The following is a 25,550-nucleotide window of genomic DNA, read 5'->3' on the forward strand; positions in this document are numbered from 1 at the left end:
TCGGGCCATGGAAAGCCCGGCTGCGCATCGGCCGCGAAGTTGCCAAATTCCCCGGCGCGGCATAGAAGGCTCCCATGAACGGCCTGAGCACTCTCATGGAGATAGCCTTCCCCCTGTTCCTGATCATGGACCCGGTGGGCAACGGGGCCCTGTGCCTGTCGCTGCTGGGCAACCATTCCCCGCGCCGCCAGCGGCGCATCATCCTGCGCGAACTGCTCTTCGCCCTGGTGGTCATCGTGGGCTTCATGTTCCTGGGCGAGGGGCTCCTGGGCATCCTGGGCATCCGCCAATCCACCCTGCGCATGGCCGGGGGCGTGATCCTGTTCATCATCTCCATGCGCATGGTCTTCCCCTCGGCCGAGGGCGAGGCCGCGGACCCGGACCTCGGGGACCCCTTCATCGTGCCAATCGCCGTGCCCTTCATCGCCGGGCCCTCGTGCCTGGCCGCGGTCATGGTCTACGCCCACCGCGACGGCCCGGGCGTGGTGTTCCCGGCCATCTGCCTGGCCTGGGCGGCCACGGCCGCGCTGATGCTGGCCATCCCGGCCCTGAACCGGGCGCTGGGCAGGCGCGGGCTGCGGGCCATGGAGCGGCTCATGGGCCTGGTGCTGATCCTGATGTCCTTCCAGATGTTGGAGGACGGGGTGCGCCTCTTCATCGCCTCCCTGTAGCAGGCTGTCCCAAAACGCACGTCTGCCGCGTTGCTGCAAAAGATTCAAACCCTCGCGTACAGGGAGTACAGTTCTACTCTCGATATCTGTAAGGCTCGAAGATTCGCCTAACAGCTAGTCGGTCGTCGGTCTTGCATTATCCTTGCGCCTCGCATCCGCACATTTTGGAACAGCCTGCCACTTGAAATCGTTCCTCTCTCGGGTACGGTGAGGGCGAAAAGACCCCGACGCACCACAGCCGGAGGACCGACCATGCCCCCCAGGGAAGCCTACGACTGGCTCAGGGCCCACAGCGTGGAGACAGGGATTCTCGAATCCATGGGCGCGTTGCTGCATTGGGATCAATCCACCATGATGCCCCGGGGCGGCCACGCCCATCGCTCGGACCAACTGGCCTGCCTGGCCGCCCTGGTCCACGCCCGGCGCACGGACCCGCGCGTGGGCGAGGCGCTGGCCGACTGCGGCGCGCAGTTCCGGGACGCGGACCCGCGCGGCGTGGAGGCGGGCAACCTGCGCCACTGGCGGCGGGCCCACGACCGGGCCGTCCGGATTCCCCCGGATCTGGCCGTGGCCCTGGCCCGCGCGGCCTCGGACGGGGAGCAGGCCTGGAAGCGAGCCCGCGCCGAGGACGACTGGGACGCCTTCCTGCCCCATCTGGAGACTATCCTTTCCCTGCGCCGCGAGGAGGCCGAGGCCGTGGGCTACGCGGGCGAACCCTATGACGCGCTCCTGGACGAATACGAGCCCGGGGCCACGGCTGCGGCCCTGGAGCCCCTGTTCAGGGACCTGCGCCCGCGTCTGGCGGCGCTTCTGGAACGCATCCAGGACGCGCCCCGGGCCGCGGCCCCCTCGATTCTCAACGGCCATTTCCCGCGCGAGGCCCAGCGGCGCTTCTGCCGCATGGTCATCGAAACCCTGGGCTACGACACGGACGCGGGCCGCCTGGATTCCACGGCCCATCCCTTTTCCACGCGCATCGGCCCCGGCGACGTGCGCATCACCACCCGCTACCACGAGGAGGAGCTGGCCCCGGGCCTGTTCGGGGCCATCCACGAGGCCGGGCACGCCCTGTACAGCCAGGGCCTGCCCGCCGAGCACTTCGGCACCCCGGCCGGGCATTCCGTATCCCTGGGCATGCACGAATCCCAGTCCCGGCTGTGGGAGAACCTGGTGGCCCGCTCCAGGGGCTTTTGGGAGCATTTCCACCCCCTGGCCCGGGAATGGTTCAAGGACCTGCGCACCGTGGACCTCGACGCCATGCACCTGGCGGTCAACGACGTGCGCCCCGGCCTGGTTCGCACCGAGGCCGACGAGGTGACCTACAACCTGCACATCATGGTGCGCTTCGAACTGGAGCTGGCCCTGATGCGCGGGGCTCTGGAGGCCCGCGACCTGCCCGAGGCCTTTGACCGGGCCATGGAGAAATATCTGGGTCTGGTCCCGCCCACCCGGGCCGACGGGGTCATGCAGGACGTGCACTGGGCCGCCGGGCTGCTGGGTTACTTCCCCACCTACACCCTGGGCAACGTGTACGCGGCCCAGCTGTACGAGGCCGCCCAGGGCGACCTGGGCCCCCTGGAGCCCCTGTTCGCGCGCGGGGAGTTCGCCCCGCTGCTCGCCTGGCTGCGCGAGCGCGTCCACGCCTGGGGCAAGCGCCTGGACCCCGCGGGCCTGATCCTCCAGGCCACGGGCCGCGAACCGGATGCGGACGCCCTGGTGCGGGGGCTCACGCGCAAGTACGAAGCCCTCTACCGATTGTAGGAACAGCCATGGCCCGACGCGAAAACCGGATCAGGCGAGCGATGCTCCTGGCCCTGTACGAACGCTTCAAGGAAGCGCCGCTCATGCCCGTGGAACTGAGGGAGCTGGCCGACGAGCTGGACCTCCCCCGGGCCGAGGCTCGCTGGAACGCGGCCTACCTGTCCCTGGCCGGGCTCCTGAGCCTCTCGTCCGTGCAGTGGGGCACGGGCCTGGGCCTCGCGCTCACGGCCCCGGGCGTGGACCTGGCGGAGGAACCCCGGGCCCTGCGCGCCCGTTTTCCCCTGCGCAGCCCGGCCCGAAACGACGAATAGCATTTTCTTTTCAGGCATTCCTATATTCTTTCGGTATGATACAAAAAAACGTCCTCCCACCGAGGGCGTTTTTTCCTTTTTTTCTTTACAACCGCTCCTCAAAATATGCTATGGGGGTAGTAAGCCGAAAATCCATCCTTCATGGAGAAGGTGACAACGCAGACCGAAGGAGGCGCCCCATGAACAAGACCAGATTGCAACGCTACGGCAAGCCGGACCTTCTCTTCAACGGCTCGTTCCTGGCCCATGTGGACGGGCGCGATATCACGGGATTCTCGGAAGACTGGATGGAAACGTCGCTGTATAGGACGGCCCTGGGACAATACATACTCTACAGCGAATGCATCATCACCAGTTGCGGCAGGCGCAGCATCCCCGTGGCCCTGGTCTTCGCCGGCGCTCAGGACCTCCTGGACTACATGGAGGTCGGCTCCCGGCCCCTGAGCCCGCTGACCGCCGAACTGCTGCGCCAGGCGTCCATCGAGGACGAGGTTTTTGAACTCTGCGGCCCCTACATGCGCCTGACCCTGCGCATGCCGGAGCTGACCGCCCAGGCCGGCTGAGCCGCAACCGCCCCTGACAGACCCGCCGCACCGCCCCCCCGACCGTGCGGCGGGCATCCCGGCGCGACGCTTCACGCCTCCCGGCGACCGAGCGTCCGCACCGCACCCTTTCCCCTCCGGGAAAGCGGCAGACAAGGGCCCCGCCCAAGCGCGGCGGGGTCCTTGCCCTCCTGCGAGGCCGTCCCGCGAACCGTCCCAAAACAGCGATCTGCTGCGTTGCTGCGAAAAATGCAAAACCTCGCGTACGGGGAGTACGCGTCGGTCTTGCATTTTCCTTGCGCCTTGCATCTCACTATTTTGGAACGGTTCGCGTTAAAAGCTAGGCTGTTCACGCTAAGAGATCAATTTGCAGCGAGGGCGAGCCTGTGTTTATCAACGACCCGCTACATCATCTCGCGGGCCATCCAGATGACCCGGCCCACCACCTCCAGGTTCACCTGCTCGCTGAGCTGCACTTCCAGGGGGTCGTAGAAGCGGCGGTTGTCGCTGACCAGGACCAGGGTCCCGGGCTTCTTCTCCAGGCGCTTGACCACGATCTCGTCGTCCATGCGCACGGCGTATATCTTGCCCGCCAGGATGTCGCGCTGGGACAGGTCCACCAGCACCACGTCCTCGTCCTCCAGAGTCGGCTCCATGCTCTGGCCCGTGACGCGCATCAGGCGCATGGCGTCGATCCTGCCCCGGCTGCCCAGCCAGGCGCGGCGGAAGGCGTAGTACCCCACCACGCGGTCGCTGGTCTCCAGGCTGCCCCCGCCCCCGGAAAGGCGAGCGTCCACCATGGGCACGAAATCGAAGCCCTCGCCGTCCGCGCCGCCCGAGGGCAGATTCTCGCGCACGGTGCCCTGGTCCAGGTACATGGCCCCGCGCCCGGTCTCCATCCAGAACGGGTTCAGCCCGTGGCCCCGAAACAGCTTGAGCATCCACTCCGCCGGAATCTTGTCCTTGCACTTGGCGTCGGACACCGCGCCCCGGCTCACGCCCAGCTCCTCGGCCAGGGCGCTCTGGGTGGTCAGGTTCAGGGCCTGCATCATGCGGGCGATGATCTGCGCGGCGCCGAAGCCCTCGGCGGTGGGCTGGGGCTGGGGCTGCGCTTTCTTGTGTGATCGTGCGGGCATTTGTCGCTCTCTCCTGTTGTCGTGTTTGACGTTGCAGGAATCGTGTCTCAAAATATCGAATCCAAGTCAAGCAAAATAGAACATTGTCACAAAAACAAGACGCTTCCCAAGGCGGGCCAATTGGGTCATGCTGGCCCCGGCCCCTTCAGCGAGCCCTCAACCCAACGGATACCGCCATGCTGCTGCGCCTTTTCCTGGCCTTCACCCTGATCCCGGTGCTGGAAATCTACCTGCTCATCAAGGTCGGCTCCTTCATCGGGGCCGAAGCCACCATCGCCGTGGTCCTGCTCACGGGATTCGTGGGTGCCTGGCTGGCCCGCGCCCAGGGCGCCGGGGTCCTGGCCCGCATGCGCGAGAACATGGCCCGGGGCATCCCCCCGGGTGCGGAGATGGTGGACGCGGCCCTGATCCTGGTGGCCGGGGTGGTGCTGCTCACGCCGGGCTTCGCCACGGACCTGGCGGGGATATTGCTGCTCATCCCGCCGGTGCGGGCGAAATTGCGGGACCTCCTGCGCAGAAAGCTGGAGCAGATGGCGCGGGGCGGGACGATTACGATTATTCATCGCTAGGGGCGGAGACGCCGCTTCTCAATTGGATTCCATTACCTTGGGCTTTGCATGATGGGGCTGGCTGCCTGCCGTGGAAACGCGGGGAGCCGGGGCGGCGGCTATTGGTCTTGCTCTTTTCAAGGGCGGACGCGACGTCGTTTGTTCGTGGTGCAAAACCAACGGTTCCCTCCCTCCCCACCCGCCGCGCTCCCTCGCGGGTAGGGCGTTGGTTTGTCGGGAATGATTGCAGGTGACGCGGCGCGCCCCATGCGGGCACGGGGGGCGTAGCGACCTGGGTGGCAACCCCCGAAGCGAAGCCTCCCGTGCCCGCATGGGGCGCTGGATCGTGGCGGTGGAACAGTCCTTCAATGATTCTTCCCCTCGTGTCGCGGCACAGGTGATGCCGCCCCGTCGCACGAGCCCTGCTCCGCTTCTCTGATTTCCATCACGGCCGCTGCGCCGGGCAGCGCGCCGGGGCTTGGGGAGCAGGTGGGGCAGCATCGTAAATAGCACTACACCATGGGGCCAAGTATGATTTCAGCCCGCGTCCCCATCATCAGGTAGAATACTTTTCCCTTTTCCCCGTCGCGTTCTCGGATCGGGAGGCTTTCTATCCGTGCCCCGGCGCGTGGCGCGGGAGAGGCTCGCGACCGCCTGGATTTGTCCCGCCCCTGCGGCGAAGCCGCGCGGCGGGGGAAATCCTTCGAAGGGAGCGCGCCTCTCCCGCGCCGCGCGCCCGCGGCACTACAGCCCCTCCCCAAAACCACCCCATCATACCTGTTGCGGAACGCGGCGGGAGAGCGGGTGGGCACGGTTGGTTTTGCGTTACGACCCTCCCACTGCTACCCCTTGCAACCCAGCCTCCCCGCCCCCTATACTGCCCCAACACCCCAAAGGACCCCCATGCCCACCGAACACCACGACACCCACCGCCCGGACCCCGGCCGTTCGGCCTGGACCGACCTCGGCAGCGGCCTCAGCGAGGCCACGGCCCGGGACTGGGGCTTGGTGCTCAAGGCCGGGAACATCCCCAGCCGCACCCTGCGCCAGAACCCGGGCTGGCGCGTGCTGGTGCCCGCCGCGCACCTGGCCCGCGCCCTGGACGAGATCCGGGCCTGGGAAGAGGAAAACCCGCCCCGGGCCGACGCTTCCGCCGCCCCGCCCCCGCCGCGGCCCCGCTCGCCCGAGGCCTGGGGCGTGGCCGTGGTCATGCTTCTGGGGCTCGTCCACTACATGATCACCACCAGCCCCCTGCCGGGCCTGGGCCTGTACCCCGAGGGCTGGATGTCCCGGGGCGCGGCCGACTCCGCCCTGATCCTGGGGGGCGAGGTCTGGCGCGCGGCCACGGCCCTGACCCTGCACGCCGATCCGGCCCATTTCCTGGCCAATGCCGTCCTGGGCGGGGTGCTGGTGGCCTGCCTGTGCCGGGCCGCCGGGTTCGGCCCGGCCTGGCTGCTGTTCATGGCTTCGGGGACCCTGGGCAACCTAGTCAACGCCTGGATGCGCGGCCCCGGGCATCTGTGCATTGGCGCGTCCACGGCGGTCTTCGGCGTGGCCGGGGCCCTGGCCGCCCTGGCCATGGTCCGCCGCGGACGGCCCGACTTCCGCAGCGCGGGCGTGCCCCTGGCCGCCGGCCTGGCCCTGCTCGGCATGCTGGGCACCGGGGACGGGCGCACGGACCTGGGCGCACACCTGTTCGGCTTTCTGTCCGGGCTGCCCCTGGGCCTCGCCGCCGGGCTCGCCGCCCTGCGCCTGGGCCCGCCGGGACGCTGGGCCTCGCGCCTCATGGGGCTCGCCGCCCTGGGCCTGCTTCTCGCGGCCTGGAGCCTTGCCTGGACGGCCTGAAAATCCCCTCCCGCCGCATCTGGATTTCCGTTTCCGGAACGTGTAGGCACTGGATTCAACGCCCAGGCGCCGGGGAACGGCGGCGGGCATCACAGCCTTGGAGAATTCATGCGTTCTGTCTCATTTTCCCTGGTCCTGGGGGGCGTGAAGGAGTCCTTTCGCCAGTCCGTGGACGTCTGCCTCAAGCTGATGCGGGTCATGATCCCGGTGATCGTGGCGGTGAAGCTGCTCAAGGAATTCGGACTCATCTCCTATCTGGCCCTGCCCCTGGCCCCGGTCATGGAACTGGTGGGCCTGCCCGCCAGCATGGGCCTGGTCTGGGCCACGGGCCTGGTGAACACCATCTACGGGGCCATGGCCGTGTTCGTCTCCCTGGCGCCCACGGCCAACCTGAGCGTGGCGCAGATCACGGTGCTTTCGGTGATGCTGCTCATCGCCCACGGCCTGCCCGTGGAGCTCAAGATCGCGCGCCTCTGCGGCCCGGGGCTCCTGGCCCAGGGGGCCATCCGCGTGGGCGCCGCGCTTCTGTGCGGGCTGTGCATGCACCTGGTGTTCTCGGGCTTCGGCCTGCTGCAGCAGCCCGGGGCCGTGCTCTGGACCCCGGACGCCCCGCCCGCCACGCACCTGGCCTGGGCCCTGGGCGAGGCGCGCAACCTGCTGGCCATCTTCGGCATCATCTTCGCCCTGATGCTGATGATGAAGGTCCTGGACGGCCTGGGCGTGACCAGGCTCATGGGCCGCATCCTGGAGCCCGTGCTGCGGCGCATCGGCATCGGCCCCGAGGCCTCGGCCGTGACCGTGGCCGGGCTGACCCTGGGGCTGTCCTACGGCAGCGGGCTGATCATCAACGAGGTGGACAAGGGCACCATCGGCAGGCGGGACGTGTTCAACTCCCTGAGCCTCATGGGCCTGGCCCACGCGCTCATCGAGGACACCATGCTGGTGCTCATGCTGGGGGCCAACTTCAACGGCATCTTCTGGGGGCGGCTGGCCTTCACCCTGGTCTTCATGATCGTCCTGGTGCGCGTCGTGGCCCGCCTGCCCCGAAAAGTTTTCGACAGGTTTCTCATGCCCGCCGCCACCTGACGCCATAGCGGCAGGTTGACGATATTTCGCAAAAAAGAAACGGGCAGCGTCCATGGTCGCTGCCCGTTTCAAGCCCTATCGGGCCAGGACGAACTAGATGGCCTTTTCACGCCCCCTGACGATGCTTTGCAGAAATGCGTAGCGCTCCACGCTGTCGTCCGGAATATAGCCGAGGCCTTCGGCAACACCGTAGGAGCCATCGCCCCCGGCGGCGGACGCCTGGGGCGCCTGCGCGCCGAGGATGTCCATGACGACGCCCTGGGGGCTCAGGCCGCACAGCCGGGACAGGCGGGCGACGTATTTGGGCACAACGCCCGTGCATTGGGTGACGTACTCGCACAGATGCTTGTAGTCTTTTTCGGTCCAGGAGCGCAGCACGCTATCCACATGCTGCCCGGAGACTTGCACCTGGTCGTGCAACAGCTTGGTCAGGCGGAATTTGTAGACGAGACTCATATGGCAACTCCCAAGCACAGATTTCGGCCATTTTAAGCAATCGCCATGCCAAAACTAAATTATCTCCGGTAGTTTCCTGAACTCGAAATTGGTTTCGCCCGGCGTCTCGCCACGATTCTCTTGCGGGCCAGGGATTTTCACACCCTATGCACCCATTGGCGGTTCCCGCCCGTTTCCGTTATCCCTTATCGACTCTCCGAACAGCAAAAGAAAAACCACAAATACTCGCCTTCCAAATATTGAAATCCCGAAAGAATCGCGATATGTCGTCATCATGCCCGACGCGAACAATTCATTCACAGCCCTCGGCAAGCCCATGAGCATCCGCCACCTGAATTTCTTCAAGCTCCTGTCCGGCGAGAACTCGCCGCAGAAGCTGCTGCTCAAGTTCCTGCTCCTGCTCCTGGAGCTGCAGAACGTGGAGCGCGGCTCCATCTGGATCCGCGACGGGGGGTTCTACACGTGCCTGGAGGCCGTGGGCGCGGAGAGCGAAGGCATCAAGGGCATGCGCATCCCCGAGGAAAAGGAGAGCATCGTGGGCTGGGTCATGCAGAACGGACGCATGACCGTGGCCGAGGTGGGCCGCGACGAACGCCACTTCAAGCAGGTGGAGGAGGACTTCTCCGTCAAGAGCTCGCGCATCCTGGCCTATCCGCTGTTCCTCAAGGATTCCTCGGTGTACGGGGTCATCGAAGTTATCGATACGTCCAGCGAGGGAAAAACCATGAACCTCTCTGACGAATATCTCGACTTTCTCCAGAACCTCGTGGACATCGGCTCCATCGCCCTGTCCAACTCCGTGGAGTTCTCCTCACAGGTCAACGAAAACCGGGAACTCAAGCGGACCATCGCCATCATGTCCGGCCAGGGCATCGTCACGGGCCCCAGCCTGGCCTTCCAGACCTCCCTGCGCCACGCCCGGGGCTTCGCGCGCAACGATTACCCGGTGCTGGTCACCGGCGAATCCGGCACGGGCAAAGAGGTCCTGGCGCGCGAAATCCACCGCCTGAGCGCGCGCAGCGCCAAGCCCTTCCTGGTGCAGAACTGCAGCGCCATCCCCAGCACGCTCCTGGCCAGCGAGCTCTTCGGCTACCGCAAAGGCGCCTTCACCGGGGCCTACCGGGACAAGCGGGGCCTGTTCGAGGCCGCCGAGGGCGGCACCGTGTTCCTGGACGAGATCGGGGACATGAGCCCGGACCTGCAGGCCGCCCTGCTCCGCGTGCTGCAGGACAACGAAATCAAGCCCCTGGGCGGCAACACGGTCAAGCGCGTGGACGTGCGCATCATCTCGGCCACCAACAAGGACCTGCGCCGGGCCATGGACGAGGGCGAGTTCCGCGAGGACCTGTTCTTCCGCCTCAACGTCCTTCCAGTGGTGGTGCCGCCGCTGCGCAAGCGGCCCGAGGACATCCCCTACCTGCTCAAGCATTTCATCCGCCGGGAGTCCGTGCTCCTGGGCATGGAGCCCAAGACCGTGTCCCCCGAGGCCATGGACCTGCTCCTGGCCTATCCCTGGCCCGGCAACGTCCGGGAGATGGAGAACATGGTCAAGCTGATCCTGGTCTCCAGCTCCACCCCGGACATCCACCCCGACGACCTGCCCCAGGCCGTGCGCGACGCGCCCGCGCCCGTGGACGGGGACGGCGACGCGGCCATGCCCCAGGGCGCCCTGCCCTTCGAGCCGGGATCCTGGGAGGACATGGAGCGGGAATACGCCCGCCGCCTGCTTTCCAAGCACCGCTGGGTCATCAGCCGCGCGGCCCGCGAGGCGGGCCTCCAGCGCTCGACCTTCGACTCCCGGCTCAAGCGCCTGGGCATCCGCAAGATTCCGGACTGATCCCCCGGTTCAGAACCCTTCCCGTATCCAGGGCCCGGCCACGGCGCCGAAGCGCAGGGCCAGGGGCTTGGCCCGGTTCAGGTCCGGGTCCCGGTCCTCGGGCAGATCGGGCAGGAGCACGGCCTTACGCCCTGCCCGCGAGGCGTCCAGGGCCTTGGTCGCCGCCTCCCACATCTCCCCGGGCCCGGCGAAGAGCCACAGGCTCGGCACGCGCACCCGCGCGGCGTCCGCCCCGTCCGGGGGCGGGCCGGAATCTTCGGGGCCGTAGCCCAGGACCACGAAGTCCGCGCCCTCGTCCATGGCCGCGGCCAGGGCCACGCGCGTGCCGTTGCCCCGGCCCCAGAGCCCGACTCGCCGCGCCAGCACCCCGGGCTGGGCGCGCAGGAAACGCACCGCGGCCAGGGCGTCCCCGGCCAGCAGCCGCAACCCTCCCGGCCCCTCGGGCAGGGCCCGGGCACAGGGCCGCGCGTCGTAGGCCAGGACGGCCAGGCCGCGCAGGGCCAGGGCCCGGGCAAAGCCCATGATCCGCTCTCGCGGCACGCAGCCCGAGCAGAAGGCCAGCACCACCCCGGGCGCGTCGCGGCCCTCGGGCCGGATGACCAGGGTGCCCGGCAGCTCCAGCCCGTCGCTCTCGAAACGCACCTCCCGCTCCTGGAAACGGATCAGGGTCCCGTAGCGCATGGGCGGATCCTCGGGCAGCCAGATGAGCTGGTTGGGCTTGGCGATGTGCTCGTTGTTGTAGCGGTCCTTCTTGGGCAGGACGGTCACGGACCCGGCCACGGGCGAGGCCCTGGAAAAGCCCGGGCCGTAGGTGAAGATCATGCCCGAGACGCGCGTAAGCCGCCGGAACAGACCGGTGCGCGAGTCGTAGAACAGAAAGCCCACATGCTCCTTCAGGCCGTCGATGACGCTCACGAACTGCTCCGCGCCCACGCGGTAGTGCCCGAAGTATTCCTCGGGCGCGAAGGTGTCGGCCCCGCACATGTCCAGGCCGAAGGTGTCGGCGAAGGTGGCGAATCCGTGGGTTCCGGCCACGCGGATGGAGCCGTCGCCCTCGGACGTCGTCTCGGCCAGGCCCAGGGCCGGGGCTTCGCTGGCGTTGCTCGCGGCCATCTGCTCCAGGAGGCCCACGTTGGGGTCCATGCGCGGGCTGATGAACCGCCCGCGCTCCGGGGGCGCGGGAGCGGGGGCCTGCGGCGCGGGCGCGGCGGGGCGCAGCGCGGGCCGGGGCGCGGGAGCGCGGCGGGCGACGGGCTTCGCGGAGCTCGGCACGGATGGCGGGGGCGGTTCGGGCTTTTCGGATTGCGGCCCGGCCGGGGGCGGCGGTTCGGGGGTCGGCGCGGGCTCGGGCGACAGGTCCACCAGGTCCACCCGGTACACGGGCAGGCCCACGGTCCGGGCCAGGGGAAACTGCACGGCCAGGTACAGCCCCAGGCTCACGACGCCCGCATGCAACAGCAGGGAAAGGACGAAGCACAACACCCGCACAGCCCACCTCCGGGTCCGCGCCGATGGTAGCAGGTTTGGACGCCCAAGGCCAATGCGGGGCTGGCGAATCACACCCGATTCCGAGGAGTTGGGTAGGCGAAGCCGGGCGAAGCCGGGCCTGCCCGTCCGGGGCGCGATTGCCCTGTTGCACGGCGTGGCGCGCACGATGTACACAATCCCCATGGACGCACCGGATGCCAAGACCGTGCTCCGCGACGCCCGGGCCTGGTACGACGGCCACGCCCGGGACTTCTGCGAGCAGACCGCCCGCCTGCCCATGGAGCGGGCCTACGAAGCGTTCCTGCCCCTGGTGCCCCGGGGCGGGCGCATCCTGGACGCGGGCTGCGGCGGCGGCCGCGACAGCCTGCACTTCCTGGAACAGGGCTACCGGGTGGAGGCCCTGGACGCCTCGCCGGAGATGGCCCGCCTGGCCGGGGAGCGCACCGGCCTCGCCGTGCGCGTGGGATCCGTCCTGGAGCTTGCGGACGAGGCCCGCTTCCACGGGGTGTTCGCCAACGCCAGCCTGCTGCACGTCGCGCCCCGGGACATGGGCGCGGCCCTCGAGCGCCTGGGCGCTGCGCTGCGGCCCGGGGGCGTGCTGTTCATGTCCCTGAAGCAAGGCCGGGGCGGCTACCTCAAAGACGGTGTGCTGCGCGTGTGGCGCTATGACGAGGACCGCATACGCGCCCTCATGGCCGCGCGCCCCGAGCTGGAACTCCTGCGCACGGCCAGCGTCCCGGACACCCGCGCCGAGCGCGCCGGGGAATCCTGGCTGCACGTCCTGGCCGTGAAACGGGCCGACGACGCCCCTTGACGCGCGATCTTTTTTGACGCGATGCGAAACAGTGGTGTACCGTACCGGAGCATCCCGACCTGGACCGATCCCGCACCAACCGAGAGCACGCCATGCACGAAACCAACCGCGCCCCCCTGATCCTGACCATCGACGACGAGGAAATCATCCGCGAGACCCTCAAGGGCTACCTGGAGGACAGCGGCTACCGCGTGATCCAGGCCGTCAACGGCCGCGAGGGTCTGGAAGTCTTCCGCCACCGGGAGCCGGACCTGATCCTGGTGGACCTGCGCATGCCCGAGGTGGACGGCCTGGACGTGCTCAAGGCGGTGAACGCCGAGAGCCCCCAGACGCCCATCATCGTGGTCTCGGGAACGGGGGTGCTCCAGGACGCCATCGACGCCTTGCGCCTGGGCGCGTGGGACTACCTGACCAAACCCATCCAGGACATGGCCGTGCTTGAGTACGCAGTGGACAGGGCCCTGGAGCGCCGCCAGCTCCTGCGCGAGCGCGACCGGCACCAGGAACGTCTGGAGAAGGAGGTCCGGCGACGGACCCGGGAGCTCATGGACACCAACGAGGTCCTCAAGGAGGAGGTGGCCGAGCGCGAAAAGGCCCAGGAGGGCCTGCGCCAGTCCCTGGCGGAAAAGGAGGTCATGCTCAAGGAGATCCACCACCGGGTGAAGAACAACCTGCAGATCATCTCCAGCCTGCTCTACCTTCAGTCCCAGCAGATCACGGACCCGGAAAGCCGCGCCCTGTTCGTGGAGAGCCGGGACCGGGTGCGCTCCATGGCCCTGGTGCACGAGAAGCTCTACCAGTCCGACGACCTGGCGCGCATCGACTACCAGGACTACCTGCGGACCATCGCCCGGTCCCTGGTGCAGTCCTACCGGGGCGGGCAGACCCAGGTCGAGCTGGACCTGGACCTGGACGAGCTGTTCATCTCCGTGGACATCGCCATCCCCTGCAGCCTGGTGGCCAACGAACTGCTGACCAACTCCATGAAATACGCCTTCGCGGGCCGAGACCAGGGCCGCATCTCCGTGACCCTGCGCAGGGACGGGCCCGCGGCCGTGATGACCGTGGCCGACGACGGGGTGGGTTTTCCCCCGGGCCTGGACTACCGCAAGACCGAGACCCTGGGCATGCAGCTGGTCATCAATCTCGTGGAGCAGCTCAAGGGCGAGATCAGCGCCGAGGTCGAGGACGGCGCGTGCTTCGTGATCCGCTTCCCCCTGCAGTAGGGCCTCAGGCCCGTCGCGCCAGGCGCCGCCACAGGGCGTCCAGCCCGTAGGCCGCCACGGCCACGGCGATGATGGCCGCGCCCGAGGTCACGTCCAGGGCGTAGGACAGGGCCAGGCCGGCCAGGCAGAAGGCCACGGCCAGCACCGTGGCGACCAGCATCATGGACAGCAGGGAGCGGGTACGGCGCAGGGCCATGCCCGGCGGGATGGACAACAGCGCGATGACCAGGATCAGCCCCACCACCCGGATGATCATCACCACGGACACCCCCACCATGGTCAGGAGCAGGAAGTGCAGGGCCGCCACGGGCACGCCACGGGTGCGCGCGTATTCGCGGTCAAAGGACAGGGCCACGAAATCCTTGTAGAAAAACAGCACCAGGAAGACGACGGCCACGTCCAGCCCGCACATCAGCCAGATGTCGGCCCGGGGCACGGCCATGATGCTGCCGAACAAGAAGCTCATCAAGTCGGCGTTGTAGCCGGGGGTGAAGTCCATGAGCAGGATGCCCAGGGCCATGCCTCCGGCCCAGAGCGCGCCGATGGCCCGGTCCGCCCCGCCCATGTCGCGCACCGTGGCGGCGGCCATGACCCCGCCCGCGGCCACGGTGAAGCCCATGGTGCAGGGCAGCACGGGCCAGCCCATGAAAAAGGCCAGCCCCACCCCGCCGTAGGCCGCGTGGGCCATGGCCCCGGCCAGGAACACTATGCGGTTGGCCACCACCAGCGAGCCGATGACCCCGCAGGCCACCCCGGCCAGGACCCCGGCCATGAGCGCGTTGCGCATGAACTCGAAGGACAGGGCCTCAAGCATGGCCGCCCTCCCCGTCTTCCGGTCCGTTCTCGCGGTCCGGGCAGCACCCGGGCGCGCCGTGGCGGGGCACCACGCGGTGGGGCACGTCGCCGTGGGTGAAGACCTCCACCGGGCAGGCCCCCGCTCCGGCCCCGTACATCACGTCCAGCATGTCGCGGGTGATCTCGGGCCGGGGGTGGAAATGCACGTTGCGGTTCACGCAGGCCACGGAGTGGGCCCCGCTGGCCACCACGGACAGATCGTGGCTGACGTAGACGATGGTCATTTCGCGATTCAGTTCGCCCAGCAGGTCCAGGAGCGAGCAGCGGCCCTGGGCGTCCACGCTGGCCGTGGGCTCGTCCAGGAACAGTATCTCCGGGTCCGCGACCAGGGCGCGGGCGATGAGCACGCGCTGGCGCTGGCCCCCGGACAGGCCGCCCACCAGACGCCCGGCCAGCTCCTCCGCGCCCACGCGTTCCAGAGCGGCCAGGGCCAGCCCGCGCTCGCGGGCGGACCAGCGGAACCCGCGCCCGCGCAGGCCCGTGAGCACCACGTCCAGGCAGGTCATGGGCAGGGAATTCCGGGTGTGGATGTCCTGGGGCATGTAGCCCACGCGCGACACGGCCCGGCCGGGCTCCATGCCCAGCACGCTCACGCTGCCCGAGGTGGGCTTGAGCGCCCCCAGGAGGAGCTTCAGAAGCGTGGTCTTGCCCCCGCCGTTGGGCCCGAGCACGGCCAGGTAGTCGCCCCGGTGCACGGTCAGGCGCACGTTGTCCAGGACCCTGGGCCCGCCGTCGTAGGCGAAGCTCAGCTCGCGGACCTCGATCACCGCTTCGGCCATGGGCTCAATCCCCCATGGCCGAGGCCAGGCGATGGGCCACGGCCCGCAGGTTCGCGACCCAGTCCGGGGCCAGGGGATCGGCCTCGGCCACGTCGCCGCCCAGCTCGTCGGCCAGCATGCTGGCCGCGCGCGAGGACATCTGGGGCTGCACGAACACGGTGCGCACGCCGTGTTCGTGGGCCAGGGTCACCAGGAAGGCCAGCTCGCGGGCGCTGGGCTCGCGGCCCCCGGCCTCCACGGCCATCTGGCGCAGCCCGAACTCGCGGGCGAAATAGCCCCAGGAGGGATGGAAGATCATGAACGTCCGGCCTCGCACCCCGGCCAGCTCGGCGCGCAGGTCGGCCTGCAGCGCCCCGATCTCGGCCAGGGTCCGCGCCAGCCCGGCGTCGTAGGCCCCGGCATGGGCCGGGTCGGCCTGGGCCAGGGCGTCGCGGACGTTGCGGGCCATGGTCTTGGCCAGCTCGGGAGACAGCCAGACGTGGGGGTCCAGACCGCCGTGGTGGTGCTCCGCGTGCCCCTCGGGGCCGTGCTCCGCCTCGTGGCCGCCATGGCCCGGGGGCGGTCCCTGGGGGGGCTCGCGGTGCTGCCCGGCCTCGCGGCGCGGCTCATCGTGGTGCGCGGGCTCCATGGGAACCCTGTGGATGCCAGCCTCCATGCGGGCCACACGCAGCTTTGGATTGGCCGACAGGAATCGCGGCAGCCAGGCCTCCTCGAACCCCAGGCCCAGGGCCAGGTAGAGGTCGGCCCGGGCCACGGCGCGCATCTGCCCCGGCTTGGGCTCGAACCCGTGGGGCGAGGCCCCGGGGGGGACCATCACCGTCACCTCGGCCAGATCCCCGGCCACGTGCCGCACGAACCAGGCCTGCGGGGCGATGGACACGGCCACGCCCAGGCCCGCGGCGTGGGCCACGGGAACGCACGCCAACAGGACAAAAACAAACACAACGGCCAAGCGTTTCACGACATCCTCCAAACTTGTGCTGAAAGATGGAATTCTAAGCCGATTCCGGCGTCTGTCAATGCCGGCGCCGCGGCGTCCCGTGCTCATGGCGGGCCCCCGGCAATTGAAAACCGTTCTCAGCTGCTTGCAACAAGCGAATGCAGCGCGGCGGGAAAATTGTCAAGCCTAAGAGGCGGCGCGGGCGCAGACCCTGTCGCGCCCTGACTTTTTGGCTTCATACAATGCCAGGTCGGCATCGTGGATGAGCGAATCCAGCGTCGGCGTTTCGGGCGACAGCTGTGCGACGCCGATGCTGACGCGCATGGTTACGGCGGCGTCGCCGATGGCCACGGGCGCGGCGCGGACGGACTCGCGCAGGCGTTCGGCGATGTCCGCGGCTTGCCGGATGCCCGTGTGCGGCAACAGGGCCATGAATTCCTCGCCGCCGACCCGCCCGAAGACATCCACCTCGCGCAGCTGCTCCACGCATCGCCCGGTGACCGCCTGCAGGGCGGCGTCGCCGCCGCCGTGCCCGTACCGGTCGTTGATGGCCTTGAAGTGGTCCACGTCCAGCAAAAGAACGGCGAGGGGATCGTTGAAGCGCCGGGCTTCCATGAACATGCGTTCCCCGAGCTGGAGGACCTTGCGGCGGTTGTAGACCTGGGTCAAGGTGTCGATTTCCGCCAACATCTTCAGGTGGCTCACGGCCTGGAACTCGCTGCGTCGCGCCCGCTCGTAGCGCGTCAGGGAGATGTACCCGAACGCGTTGACCAGGCAGAGGGTCAGCCCGACATACCAGACCTGGTCCACCGGCACCGAGGTCAGAAACGCCGTGGTGAGCACGAAGCACAGGCTTCCCAGCCAGCAGGCGGCGAGGGTGGGCAGCGCCTTGGGCGGGGCCATGAAATAGAAGGTCAGCAGGATGACCGCGCAGGCCGGAGCCCCGCTCAGGTCGAGGGTGTCCACCTTGACCACGAGCTCCAGGGTCTCGCAGAGCAGGATGGAAAGCATGTAGGCGCACAGCGCCCACCCGAGGGCCCGGGCGTCGCGGGGCCCGGGGCGGGTGAAGAGCATGGCGGCCGCCCCGAACAGGCTGACCAGGAACCGCCCCCCCGCCATGACGCCCAGCCTGGGCCCCACGCCCAGGACGGTATAGTCGATGCTCACCGCGCCCAGGTAGACCAGGGCGGAAATGGCGCAGGCGTAGCACATCTTCCTGCTGGTCTCGGGCCAATGCGCGATCTGGAACGCGTCCTCGGACTCCCGGTCCGGGAATTCGCCGAACAGTGTGAAGCGGGCCACGGCAATCCTTTTGTCTATAGAATATTGCCCTGGCATATCCACAAACACCTGCATCGTCCAGGATCGCAGAGAGTCGACATGGAAAAAATGCCGTCCGACAGCGGCGAGCCGGGATTCCAGGCCGGGCGGTCCGGTGTGGAGACGGATCAGGATCGAACACGGGAGCCGCGCATCGGCGTTGCGCACGCGGCCAAGGCGGGCTCAGTCCCCGGGCACGGGAGGGGGCACGTACAGGTCCACGTAGTCGCTGACCCCGCAACAGGGATTGACGATGCCCTGCATGCGCCAGAACGGCCTGCCGCCCTTGCGCGCGAAACGCATCACGCCCTTGCGCACGCAGGGCTCGCCGTCGTTCAGGAAGCCGATGCGCGTGGTCAGGCTGCCGTTGAGCACGAAGGAATCGCGCCCCACGCTCTGGATGTGGCCCTGGACGAGCAGCTCGTCGTCCCCCTTGCGCTGGCTGCCGGAAAGCAGGAGCACCCCGTCCCGGTCGCGGACCACCGCCCTGCCGGACGCGGCCCCGGCCAGCCATTGCAGGCGCAGGCCATGCTCGCCCAAGAGGTCGGCCAGGCCCTCGTCGCTCTTGATCCTGGTCTTGGGCAGGTCTGCCGTGTCGGGCTCGGGGATCTCGGGCGCAGGGGATGCGGGCTTTTCGGGCCCAGGGGCCGGGCTCGCCTCGGCCTCGAGGGGCGCGGGCGGGGCCTGTGGCCCCCCGGCCAGCATGCCGCCCTCGTCGAGCAGGCCCGCAAGCTCCCGCAGCTCGCGCACCCGGGCCTCGGTGGCCAGGCGCATGGCGTGGACCTGCTGCACCAGCCCCTCCTGGCCCCTGGCCGAGGCCGCCGAGGAGAAGATGCCGAAGTTGGCGTCCCGATAGGCCATCCAGGCCTCCTGCGCGGCGCGCAGCATGGCCCCGGCGTCCTTGTCCAGTGAGCCCATGAGCTCCGTGTACAGCCGGGCCATGGCCTTGTCCGCCGCGTCCAGCTGCACGTTCTCGCAGAGCATGCGGTCCGCCGGGCTCATGTCCCCGCCGCAGTCCGCCGGCCCGTGGGCCTGGTTCCCGGCCAGGGCCGCAGGGCACAGGACCAGGACGCAGGCCAGGGCCGCGAGGGCCGTACGGATCGGGACAAAGGGGGCGTACATAGTGCCCACCCTTGCCACATCCCTGAAGTAATGGGAAGCCTCGCGCCCCGCGCGGGGCAAAAAGGGCCGGACGGCCACGCCGCCCGGCCCCGGACCGGTATGCTGGTTTCGGGCCGTGGGCCCGGCTATTGGAACAGTTTCTTGAGGCCCTGGCCCAGGTCCTCGACGCCCTTCTTGAGGCCCTCGGGATCCTTGGTCAGCTCCTGCACGCCCTGTTCGAGGGTCTTGCCCAGATCGCCCAGCGCGCCCGTGGCCGCGCCGCCCGCGCTCTTGCTCACGGCGGCCATGACCTGGGCGAAGGCCTCGGCCGGGGAGGTGCCCTTCTCGTCCTTGCCGATGCCCGTGAGGCGGATGTCCGGCAGGGCCACGGTCATGGCCTTGCCGCCCAGCCCCTTGACGGACAGGCTGATCTCGCCGCCGGCGATGAGCAGGTTGTCGATCTGGATCTTCTGCTTGCTCCCGGGCTCCTCCTTGCCCGCCTGGCCCCGGCTGGCCTCGGCGGCTCCCTCGCGGTCCGCCACCCCGGCCACGTTGTTCGCCAGGGCCTGGAGGTTGGAGACGCGCCCGGCCAGCTCGTAGGTGATCTTGGGGGCCGTGACCGTGATGTCGTTGATCACGATGCGGTCCGTGGCCAGGGAGGCCTTGTCCACGGCCACGCTCACGGAGCCCAGGCGCAGGGCGCTCTCGGTTTCGTAGCCCTTGGGGTTGCCCACGAACAGGCCGCTCAGGGTCCCCTGGCCGGAAAAGATGGACAGGTCGGACTTGTCCAGGTGGACCTTGGCCCCGAGCAGGTCCGGGCCGAAGGTGTTCACGGCCTTTTCCACGATGGGGTTGATGGACATGACGGTGGCCACGATGACCCCGGCGACAAGGAGCACCAGCCCCAACCCGCCCCATAGCAGGAGCTTTTTCATCAAACATCCTCCCGATTGATGCACCGATTTGATCGCGCCGCCGCCCGCTGCGGCGTCCTGTTTGCGGAGACAGTGTACACCATGGGGAGGGCGAAAGGGAACCGCGCGGGCGGGCTCCCGGGGGCGTAGGCGAAATCCCCGGCGCGCCGCTGCGAAAAGAGGAAAATGCGGAGCGCGCGGACGCCCCCGGAGGCTAGAACCTGCGCACCAGCACCACCCCGGCCACCACCAGCGCCGCGCCCGCAAGGCGCTGCCAGTTCACGGGATGCGCGGCGTAGCCCAACAGGCCGTAATGCTCCAGAACCAGGGAGGCGGCCAGCTGCCCGGCCACCACCAGGGAGAACAGGGTGGCTCCGCCCAGGCGGTAGGCCAGAAGGATGGTCATGGTCACGAAGAATGCGCCCAAGAGCCCCCCGGTCCACTGCCACCAGGGCGCCTGGCCCATGCCGGACAACCCGGGCAGAGGCTCGCGCGTGGCCAGCACGTAGCAGGCCAGGGCCACGGTGCCCACGAAAAAGGAGACCAGGGAGGCCAGCACCGGAGTCCGGGCCCAGGAGGCCTGGAGCTGGGCGTTGATGCCCGCCTGCACCGGGGCGGTGGCCCCGGCGGCCACGGCCAGGAGGATGAAAAGAGCGTCCATGGAATTATCCGTAGAGTGAAAGATTCGCGGCGAACGGGCTATCAGATTGTCACAAAAACATTGTGCGCAGACCGTTGAAAAACAGTGAGCTGCTAGACTGGGAGCGAACCCCGGTATTCATCCCAGTTCGTGATGCCCAGCTCGTCGGCCAGGGCCGCCACCTCGTCCACCAGGCGGAAGGCGAAGTCCGGGCGCATGAAATTGGAGGTGCCCACCTGCACGGCCGTGGCCCCCACCAGAATGAACTCCAGCACGTCCTCGGCGCAGGCGATGCCGCCGATGCCGATGACCGGGATGTCCACGGCCCGGGACACCTGCCACACGCAGCGCAGGGCCACTGGCTTGATGGCCGGGCCGGACAGGCCGCCGATGACGTTGGCCAGGCGCGGCCTGCGCCTGCGCGCGTCCACGGCCATGCCCGAGAGGGTGTTGATGCAGGACACGGCGTCGGCCCCGGCGTCGGCCACGGCGCGGGCCATGTCCGCGATGTCCGTGACGTTGGGGGTCAGCTTGACGATGACCGGCTTGCCGCCCGCGTTGTCCTTGACCGCGCGGGTGACCTCGGCGGCCATGGCCGGGTCCTGGCCGAAGAGCACGCCCCCGGAGCTGACATTGGGGCAGGAGATGTTCACCTCCAGGGCGGCCAGGCCCTCGTGGGGCGCGAGATACGCGGCCAGTTCGCCGAACTCGGCGGCCGAGCCCGCGTAGATGTTGGCCACCACAGCGGTGTCCTTCCAGGGCAGCATGGGCAGGCGCTTCTCCACGAAGGCCTCGGCGCCCATGTTCTGCAGGCCGATGGCGTTGAGCATGCCCGCCGGGGTCTCGGCGATGCGCGGCATGGGGTTGCCCCGGCGCGGGACCAGGGACAGGCCCTTGACCACCAGGCCGCCGAGCCTGGCGAGATCGCCGAAGCGCATGAATTCCACGCCGTAGCCGAAGGTGCCCGAGGCCGTCATCACCGGGTTGGACAGCTCCAGACCCGCCATGTTCACGCGCATATCCATATCATTCGTCCTTAAATGCTTATCTCGTCGGACCAGAACACCGGCCCGCGTGCGCAGACCGACACCGGGCCGTCCTTGTCGTGCTCGCACACGCAGCCCAGGCACGCGCCCACGCCGCAGGCCATGCGATTCTCCAGGGAGAGCTGGGCGCGGCCCCCGTGCTCGTCGGCCAGGGTCTTGATGGTGCGCAAAAAGGGCATGGGCCCGCAGGCCACGATGAGCCCGTCCCTGCAATACTGCGGCACCAGCTCGCCCAGGAGGCCGATGAAGTCCTGCAGATCCTGGGGGCAGGTCTCGCGGTGGGCCTCGGCGGCGCACAGCCCGCCCAGGCGGTCGAAGCCGTAGCAGCCGATGGGCGGCCGGTGGCCGAAGACCAGGCGCAGGTTCTCGGGGCGGCCGTGGCGCTCCGCGTAGGTGAAGAACGGGGCGATGCCGATGCCCCCGGCCAGGACCAGGGTGCGCTCGTCCGGGCGCATGGCGAAGGCGTTGCCCAGGGGGCCCCACATGGTCACGGGGTCGCCGGGCTTGAGCTCGGCCAGCTTGGCCGTGCCCCGGCCCAGGACCTGGAAGAGCACGCGCACCCCGCCCTCCTCGTCCGCCCCCGCGATGGAGAAGGGGCGGCCCATGAGGGGCTCCAGGCCGAAACTTTTCGGCCGGATCATCACGAACTGCCCGGGCCGCCAGCCAGCCCAGGCCGAACCCTCCTCGCCGGGGTGGGTCAGGGCCAGTTCAAAGAAGTTCCCGTCGTCGCCGCCCTTGCCGAAGCGGGTCAGGGATTGTACCGTCACATCCTGGCAAGCATTTGCAAACATCTTCGCTCTTCCTTATAAGTCGCGCCGACGCCGGATGCGGCGCCCATCCGTAAAAACATACAGGGTTGATATGACGAACACAAGCAAGGGTCCCGAGATCCTGGCCCCCGCCGGGGACCGCGAAGCCTTCCTGGCCGCCCTGGCAGCGGGCGCGGACGCCATCTACCTGGGGCTGAAACATTTCTCGGCGCGCATGCAGGCCGAAAACTTTTCCCTGTCCGAGCTGGCCGCCCTCACGGAGCTGGCCCGCGCCCGAGGCAGCAGGGTGTACGTGGCCATGAACACCCTGGTCAAGCCCGGGGACGTGGAGTCCGCCGGGCGGCTCCTGGACCGGCTGGCCCGCCACGTGCGCCCGGCCGGGCTCATCGTGCAGGACCTGGCCCTGCCCGCCCTGGCCCGCCAGGTGGGCTACGAGGGCGAGCTGCACCTCTCCACCCTGGCCAACGTCAGCCACCCCGCGCCCCTGGCCCAGGTGGCCAAGCAGGGCATCTCGCGGGTGGTCATGCCGCGCGAACTGAACGTGGACGAGATCAAGGCCATGGCCCAGGGCTGCCCCGAGGGGCTGGACCTGGAGGTCTTCGTGCACGGGGCGCTGTGCTACAACGTCTCGGGCCGCTGCTGGTGGTCCAGCTACATGGGCGGCAAGAGCGGCCTGCGCGGGCGCTGCGTGCAGCCCTGCCGCCGCGAATACGAGCAGCGCGGCAAGAAGGCCCGCTTCTTCTCCTGCAACGACCTGGGCCTGGACGTGCTGGTCAAGGCGCTCCTGGACGAGCCGCGCGTGGCCGCCTGGAAGATCGAGGGCCGCAAGAAAAGCGCGCACTACGTGTACTACACCACCAGCGCCTATCGCCTCTTGCGCGACGAGGGCGGCGACCCGGCCGCGCGCAAGACCGCCCAGGGCCTCCTGGACCAGGCCCTGTCGCGCCAGACCACGCATTACGGCTTCCTGCCCCAGCGGACCCACGTGCCCACGGAACCCGGGGCCCAGACCGGCTCGGGCCTGGCCGTGGCGCGCACGGGCAAATCCATGGGCCTGAAGCAGAGCCTGTCCCCGCGCATGCCGCTCCTCAAGGGCGACCTCCTGCGCGTGGGCTACCAGGACGAACCCTGGCACCAGACCGTGCGCGTGACCCGCGCCGTGCCCAAGGGCGGCCGCCTGGACTTCAAGGCCCGCAAGGGCGGCGTGCCCAAGGAAGGGACCCCGGTGTTCCTCATCGACCGCCGCGAACCCGAGCTGGCCCGGCGCATCGCGGAGCTGGACAAGGAGTTGGCCGGCATCAAAGCGCCCAAGGCCGGGCCCAGCGAGTTCGTCCCGGCCCTGCCCAAGCCCGGCAAGCGGCCCAAAGGCCGCTCCGTGGTCCAGAACGTGAACCGCAGGATGCCCAAGAGCATGCACAAGGGAGCCCAGGCCGCCCTGTGGCTGGCGCCCAAGACCCCGGTCAAGGGCGCAGTGAACCTGCAATGGTGGCTGCCCCCGGTGATCTGGCCCGGGGAGGAGGACCTCTGGTCCGCCACCGTGGCCAAGGCCCTCAAGTCCGGGGTGCGCCGCTTCGTGCTGGGCGCGCCGTGGCAGGCGGCCCTGTTCGAGCGCGCCCTCAAGGAGGGGCGCGGCAAGCCCCTGGAGCTGTGGGCCGGGCCCTTCTGCAACCTGACCAACGCCCTGGCCCTGGAGGCCGTGCGCGACATGGGCTGCGTGGGCGCGTTCGTCAGCCCGGAACTGTCCCGGGAGGACGCCCTGGCCCTGCCCGCCACGAGCCCCGTCCCACTGGGCTTCGTGACCTACGGGCTGTGGCCCCTGGGCATCACCCGCGTGCCGCCCGAGGGCTTCCGCACGGACAAGCCGCTGACCAGCCCCAAGGGCGAAGTCTGCTGGGCCCGTCGCTACGGCCAGAACACCTGGATCTACCCGGGCTGGGGCATCGACCTGCGCAACAAGGAGCGCGAGCTGGCCGAGGCCGGATACACGATGTTCGCGCACATCTTCGAGCCCGTGCCCCGCGAGGTGCCCGCGCCCACGCGCACCAGCACCTTCAACTGGGACCTGACGCTCCTCTAGCGGGCGGCGGAAACGCTTTCCCGGCCCCCGGCGCCCCACGGCGCCGGGGGCCTTGTTTTGGGGCCCGTTCCAAATTCCCTTGACATGGCCGGGCCGGTCGCTACCGTGTAAGCTTGTTGCACCATAAGCCCCTACGGAGGGACCCATGGCCGACACGGCGCTGCCCGCGTGCGATCCGGAACTCATCACCAGGATCCTGAAGATCAACGAGCGGCTCAACCAGCTCAAGGACCTGGACGCCACCCTGGACCGCGTGCTCCTGGAATGCCGCAGGCTGTCCCGGGCCGACGCCGGGACCATCTATCTGGTCAAGCACGGGAAGCTGAAGTTCAGCTTCGTGCACAACGACACCTTGATGCGCGAGGGCGAGATCAACAAGGACATCTACGCCGACGTCACCGTGCCCATCGACGACCATTCCTTCGTGGGCTACGTGGCCGGGCGCGGGGAGCCCCTGGCCGTCGACGACGCCTACGACATGCCCGCCGATTCGCCCGTGGAGTTCAACCCGGCCTTCGACCGCAGGGCCGGCTACCGCACCACCTCCATCCTGACCCTGCCCGTGACCACCTCCCAAGGCGGCGTCTCGGCGGTGATCCAGCTCATCAACGCCAAGGATATGGAAGGCAGGCCCGTGCCCTTCTCCGCCCAGGCCAGGGCGGTGCTGCCGCTGTTCGCCACCACGGCCTCCGTGGCCATCGAGCGGGCCGTGATGACCCGCGAGCTGATCCTGCGCATGATGCAGATGGCCGAGCTCAGGGACCCGGCCGAAACCGGCCCCCACGTGCAGCGGGTGGGCGCGTTCTCGGCGGAGATCTACCACCGCTGGGCGCAGATGAAGGGAGTGGACGAGGCCGAGCGCAAGCGCAACAAGGACCTGCTGCGCGTGGCGGCCATGCTCCACGACGTGGGCAAGGTCGGCATCTCGGACAAGATCCTCAAGAAACCCGCCAAGCTCACGGACGAGGAATTCGCGGTCATGCAGTTCCACACGGTGCTCGGGGCGCGGCTGTTCCTGCACTCCACCTCGGAGCTGGACGCCATGAGCGGCGAAATCGCCCTGGGCCACCATGAGAAGTGGAACGGCCGGGGCTACCCCGGGGCCGTGGGCCACCTGGGCGGCGAGATCACGGCCATGGGCAGGCCCTTCAAGGGCGAGGACATCCCCGTCACCGCGCGCATCTGCGCCCTGGCCGACGTGTTCGACGCCCTGAGCTCGCGGCGCTCCTACAAGGAGCCCTGGCCCGACGAGAAGGTCGTGTCCCTCATCAAGCAGGAGCGCGGGGAGCACTTCGACCCCGAGGTGGTGGACGCGGCGCTGAGCATCTACGACGTGCTCATGGCCATCCGCGACAGGTACGCGGATAAGCTGCCCGAGGACGACTGA

At 68.8% G+C, this 25,550-nt stretch carries 24 protein-coding genes; 12 read left to right on the forward strand and 12 right to left on the reverse strand.

The window, feature by feature from the left end; all coding sequences use genetic code 11:
- Positions 1-74: 74 nt before the first annotated feature.
- The 4 genes from ACYYG1_RS00850 to ACYYG1_RS00865 all read left to right on the forward strand — a co-directional run bounded on the left by ACYYG1_RS00850 (position 75) and on the right by ACYYG1_RS00865 (position 3,306).
- Complete coding sequence (locus ACYYG1_RS00850) at positions 75-671, forward strand: MarC family protein (RefSeq protein ID WP_461208370.1); 597 nt, start codon at positions 75-77, stop codon at positions 669-671.
- A gap of 252 nt (positions 672-923) precedes the next feature.
- Entirely contained in the window at positions 924-2,432 is a 1,509-nt protein-coding gene (locus ACYYG1_RS00855; protein ID WP_461208371.1) for a carboxypeptidase M32, read from the forward strand.
- Positions 2,433-2,440: 8 nt separating this feature from the next.
- Positions 2,441-2,743: a hypothetical protein gene (locus tag ACYYG1_RS00860; RefSeq protein WP_461208372.1), complete on the forward strand. Its 303-nt coding sequence runs from the start codon at positions 2,441-2,443 to the stop codon at positions 2,741-2,743.
- Between the two features lie 179 nt (positions 2,744-2,922).
- Positions 2,923-3,306, forward strand: a complete 384-nt coding sequence (locus tag ACYYG1_RS00865) for a hypothetical protein (RefSeq protein WP_461208373.1) — start codon at positions 2,923-2,925, stop codon at positions 3,304-3,306.
- A gap of 383 nt (positions 3,307-3,689) precedes the next feature.
- Here ACYYG1_RS00865 and ACYYG1_RS00870 read toward each other — a convergent pair whose 3' ends face one another.
- Positions 3,690-4,421, reverse strand: coding sequence for a LexA family transcriptional regulator (locus ACYYG1_RS00870; protein ID WP_461208374.1), 732 nt, complete (start codon positions 4,419-4,421; stop codon positions 3,690-3,692).
- A gap of 176 nt (positions 4,422-4,597) precedes the next feature.
- Here ACYYG1_RS00870 and ACYYG1_RS00875 point away from each other — a divergent pair, with 176 nt between their 5' ends.
- From ACYYG1_RS00875 to ACYYG1_RS00885, 3 genes are all read left to right on the forward strand, one after another.
- Positions 4,598-4,990, forward strand: coding sequence for an FxsA family protein (locus ACYYG1_RS00875; RefSeq protein ID WP_461208375.1), 393 nt, complete (start codon positions 4,598-4,600; stop codon positions 4,988-4,990).
- A gap of 882 nt (positions 4,991-5,872) precedes the next feature.
- Positions 5,873-6,814 (forward strand): rhomboid family intramembrane serine protease, encoded by a 942-nt coding sequence (locus ACYYG1_RS00880; protein ID WP_461208376.1) that lies wholly within the window; start codon positions 5,873-5,875, stop codon positions 6,812-6,814.
- Between the two features lie 108 nt (positions 6,815-6,922).
- Positions 6,923-7,900, forward strand: coding sequence for a nucleoside recognition domain-containing protein (locus tag ACYYG1_RS00885; RefSeq protein ID WP_461208377.1), 978 nt, complete (start codon positions 6,923-6,925; stop codon positions 7,898-7,900).
- 93 nt (positions 7,901-7,993) lie between these two features.
- On the opposite strand, the gene ACYYG1_RS00890 is transcribed toward ACYYG1_RS00885, so the two are convergent.
- Complete coding sequence (locus tag ACYYG1_RS00890) at positions 7,994-8,356, reverse strand: hypothetical protein (protein ID WP_461208378.1); 363 nt, start codon at positions 8,354-8,356, stop codon at positions 7,994-7,996.
- 316 nt (positions 8,357-8,672) lie between these two features.
- Here ACYYG1_RS00890 and ACYYG1_RS00895 point away from each other — a divergent pair, with 316 nt between their 5' ends.
- Positions 8,673-10,193, forward strand: coding sequence for a sigma-54-dependent Fis family transcriptional regulator (locus tag ACYYG1_RS00895; RefSeq protein WP_461208379.1), 1,521 nt, complete (start codon positions 8,673-8,675; stop codon positions 10,191-10,193).
- A 9-nt stretch (positions 10,194-10,202) separates the two neighbouring features.
- On the opposite strand, the gene ACYYG1_RS00900 is transcribed toward ACYYG1_RS00895, so the two are convergent.
- A complete protein-coding gene (locus ACYYG1_RS00900) occupies positions 10,203-11,681 on the reverse strand; it encodes a dienelactone hydrolase family protein (protein WP_461208380.1) in 1,479 nt (492 codons plus the stop codon).
- A 181-nt stretch (positions 11,682-11,862) separates the two neighbouring features.
- Between ACYYG1_RS00900 and ACYYG1_RS00905 the strand changes: the two genes are divergently transcribed.
- The gene (locus tag ACYYG1_RS00905; RefSeq protein WP_461208381.1) at positions 11,863-12,495 is read left to right on the forward strand and encodes a class I SAM-dependent methyltransferase; all 633 of its coding nucleotides are present in this window, start codon (positions 11,863-11,865) and stop codon (positions 12,493-12,495) included.
- A gap of 92 nt (positions 12,496-12,587) precedes the next feature.
- Positions 12,588-13,721 carry a sensor histidine kinase gene (locus ACYYG1_RS00910; RefSeq protein WP_461208382.1) on the forward strand — a complete coding sequence of 378 codons (1,134 nt, stop codon included), beginning with the start codon at positions 12,588-12,590 and terminating at the stop codon, positions 13,719-13,721.
- A gap of 4 nt (positions 13,722-13,725) precedes the next feature.
- Here the strand turns inward: ACYYG1_RS00910 and ACYYG1_RS00915 are convergent, their stop codons facing one another.
- The 9 genes from ACYYG1_RS00915 to ACYYG1_RS00955 form a co-directional block, all read right to left on the reverse strand.
- The gene (locus ACYYG1_RS00915) at positions 13,726-14,535 is read right to left on the reverse strand and encodes a metal ABC transporter permease (protein ID WP_461208383.1); all 810 of its coding nucleotides are present in this window, start codon (positions 14,533-14,535) and stop codon (positions 13,726-13,728) included.
- Positions 14,528-15,355: a metal ABC transporter ATP-binding protein gene (locus ACYYG1_RS00920; protein WP_461208384.1), complete on the reverse strand. Its 828-nt coding sequence runs from the start codon at positions 15,353-15,355 to the stop codon at positions 14,528-14,530. Before ACYYG1_RS00920 ends, ACYYG1_RS00915 begins: the two co-directional genes overlap by 8 nt.
- A 4-nt stretch (positions 15,356-15,359) precedes the next feature.
- Positions 15,360-16,316: a metal ABC transporter solute-binding protein, Zn/Mn family gene (locus ACYYG1_RS00925; RefSeq protein WP_461208385.1), complete on the reverse strand. Its 957-nt coding sequence runs from the start codon at positions 16,314-16,316 to the stop codon at positions 15,360-15,362.
- A gap of 165 nt (positions 16,317-16,481) precedes the next feature.
- Positions 16,482-17,597 carry a GGDEF domain-containing protein gene (locus tag ACYYG1_RS00930; protein ID WP_461208386.1) on the reverse strand — a complete coding sequence of 372 codons (1,116 nt, stop codon included), beginning with the start codon at positions 17,595-17,597 and terminating at the stop codon, positions 16,482-16,484.
- A gap of 201 nt (positions 17,598-17,798) precedes the next feature.
- Positions 17,799-18,737, reverse strand: coding sequence for a lysozyme inhibitor LprI family protein (locus ACYYG1_RS00935; protein WP_461208387.1), 939 nt, complete (start codon positions 18,735-18,737; stop codon positions 17,799-17,801).
- A 125-nt stretch (positions 18,738-18,862) separates the two neighbouring features.
- Entirely contained in the window at positions 18,863-19,651 is a 789-nt protein-coding gene (locus tag ACYYG1_RS00940) for an AsmA family protein (RefSeq protein WP_461208388.1), read from the reverse strand.
- 193 nt (positions 19,652-19,844) lie between these two features.
- Complete coding sequence (locus tag ACYYG1_RS00945; RefSeq protein ID WP_461208389.1) at positions 19,845-20,291, reverse strand: DMT family transporter; 447 nt, start codon at positions 20,289-20,291, stop codon at positions 19,845-19,847.
- Positions 20,292-20,383: 92 nt separating this feature from the next.
- Positions 20,384-21,295, reverse strand: a complete 912-nt coding sequence (locus tag ACYYG1_RS00950; protein WP_461208390.1) for a dihydroorotate dehydrogenase — start codon at positions 21,293-21,295, stop codon at positions 20,384-20,386.
- 11 nt (positions 21,296-21,306) lie between these two features.
- Positions 21,307-22,107 carry an iron-sulfur cluster-binding protein gene (locus ACYYG1_RS00955; protein WP_461208391.1) on the reverse strand — a complete coding sequence of 267 codons (801 nt, stop codon included), beginning with the start codon at positions 22,105-22,107 and terminating at the stop codon, positions 21,307-21,309.
- Between the two features lie 70 nt (positions 22,108-22,177).
- Here ACYYG1_RS00955 and ACYYG1_RS00960 point away from each other — a divergent pair, with 70 nt between their 5' ends.
- On the forward strand, positions 22,178-24,163 hold the full coding sequence (locus ACYYG1_RS00960; RefSeq protein WP_461208392.1) for a peptidase U32 family protein: 1,986 nt from the start codon (positions 22,178-22,180) through the stop codon (positions 24,161-24,163).
- 145 nt (positions 24,164-24,308) lie between these two features.
- A complete protein-coding gene (locus tag ACYYG1_RS00965) occupies positions 24,309-25,550 on the forward strand; it encodes an HD domain-containing phosphohydrolase (RefSeq protein WP_461208393.1) in 1,242 nt (413 codons plus the stop codon).

It is taken from the genome of Desulfocurvus sp. DL1XJH-121 (assembly GCF_054819825.1).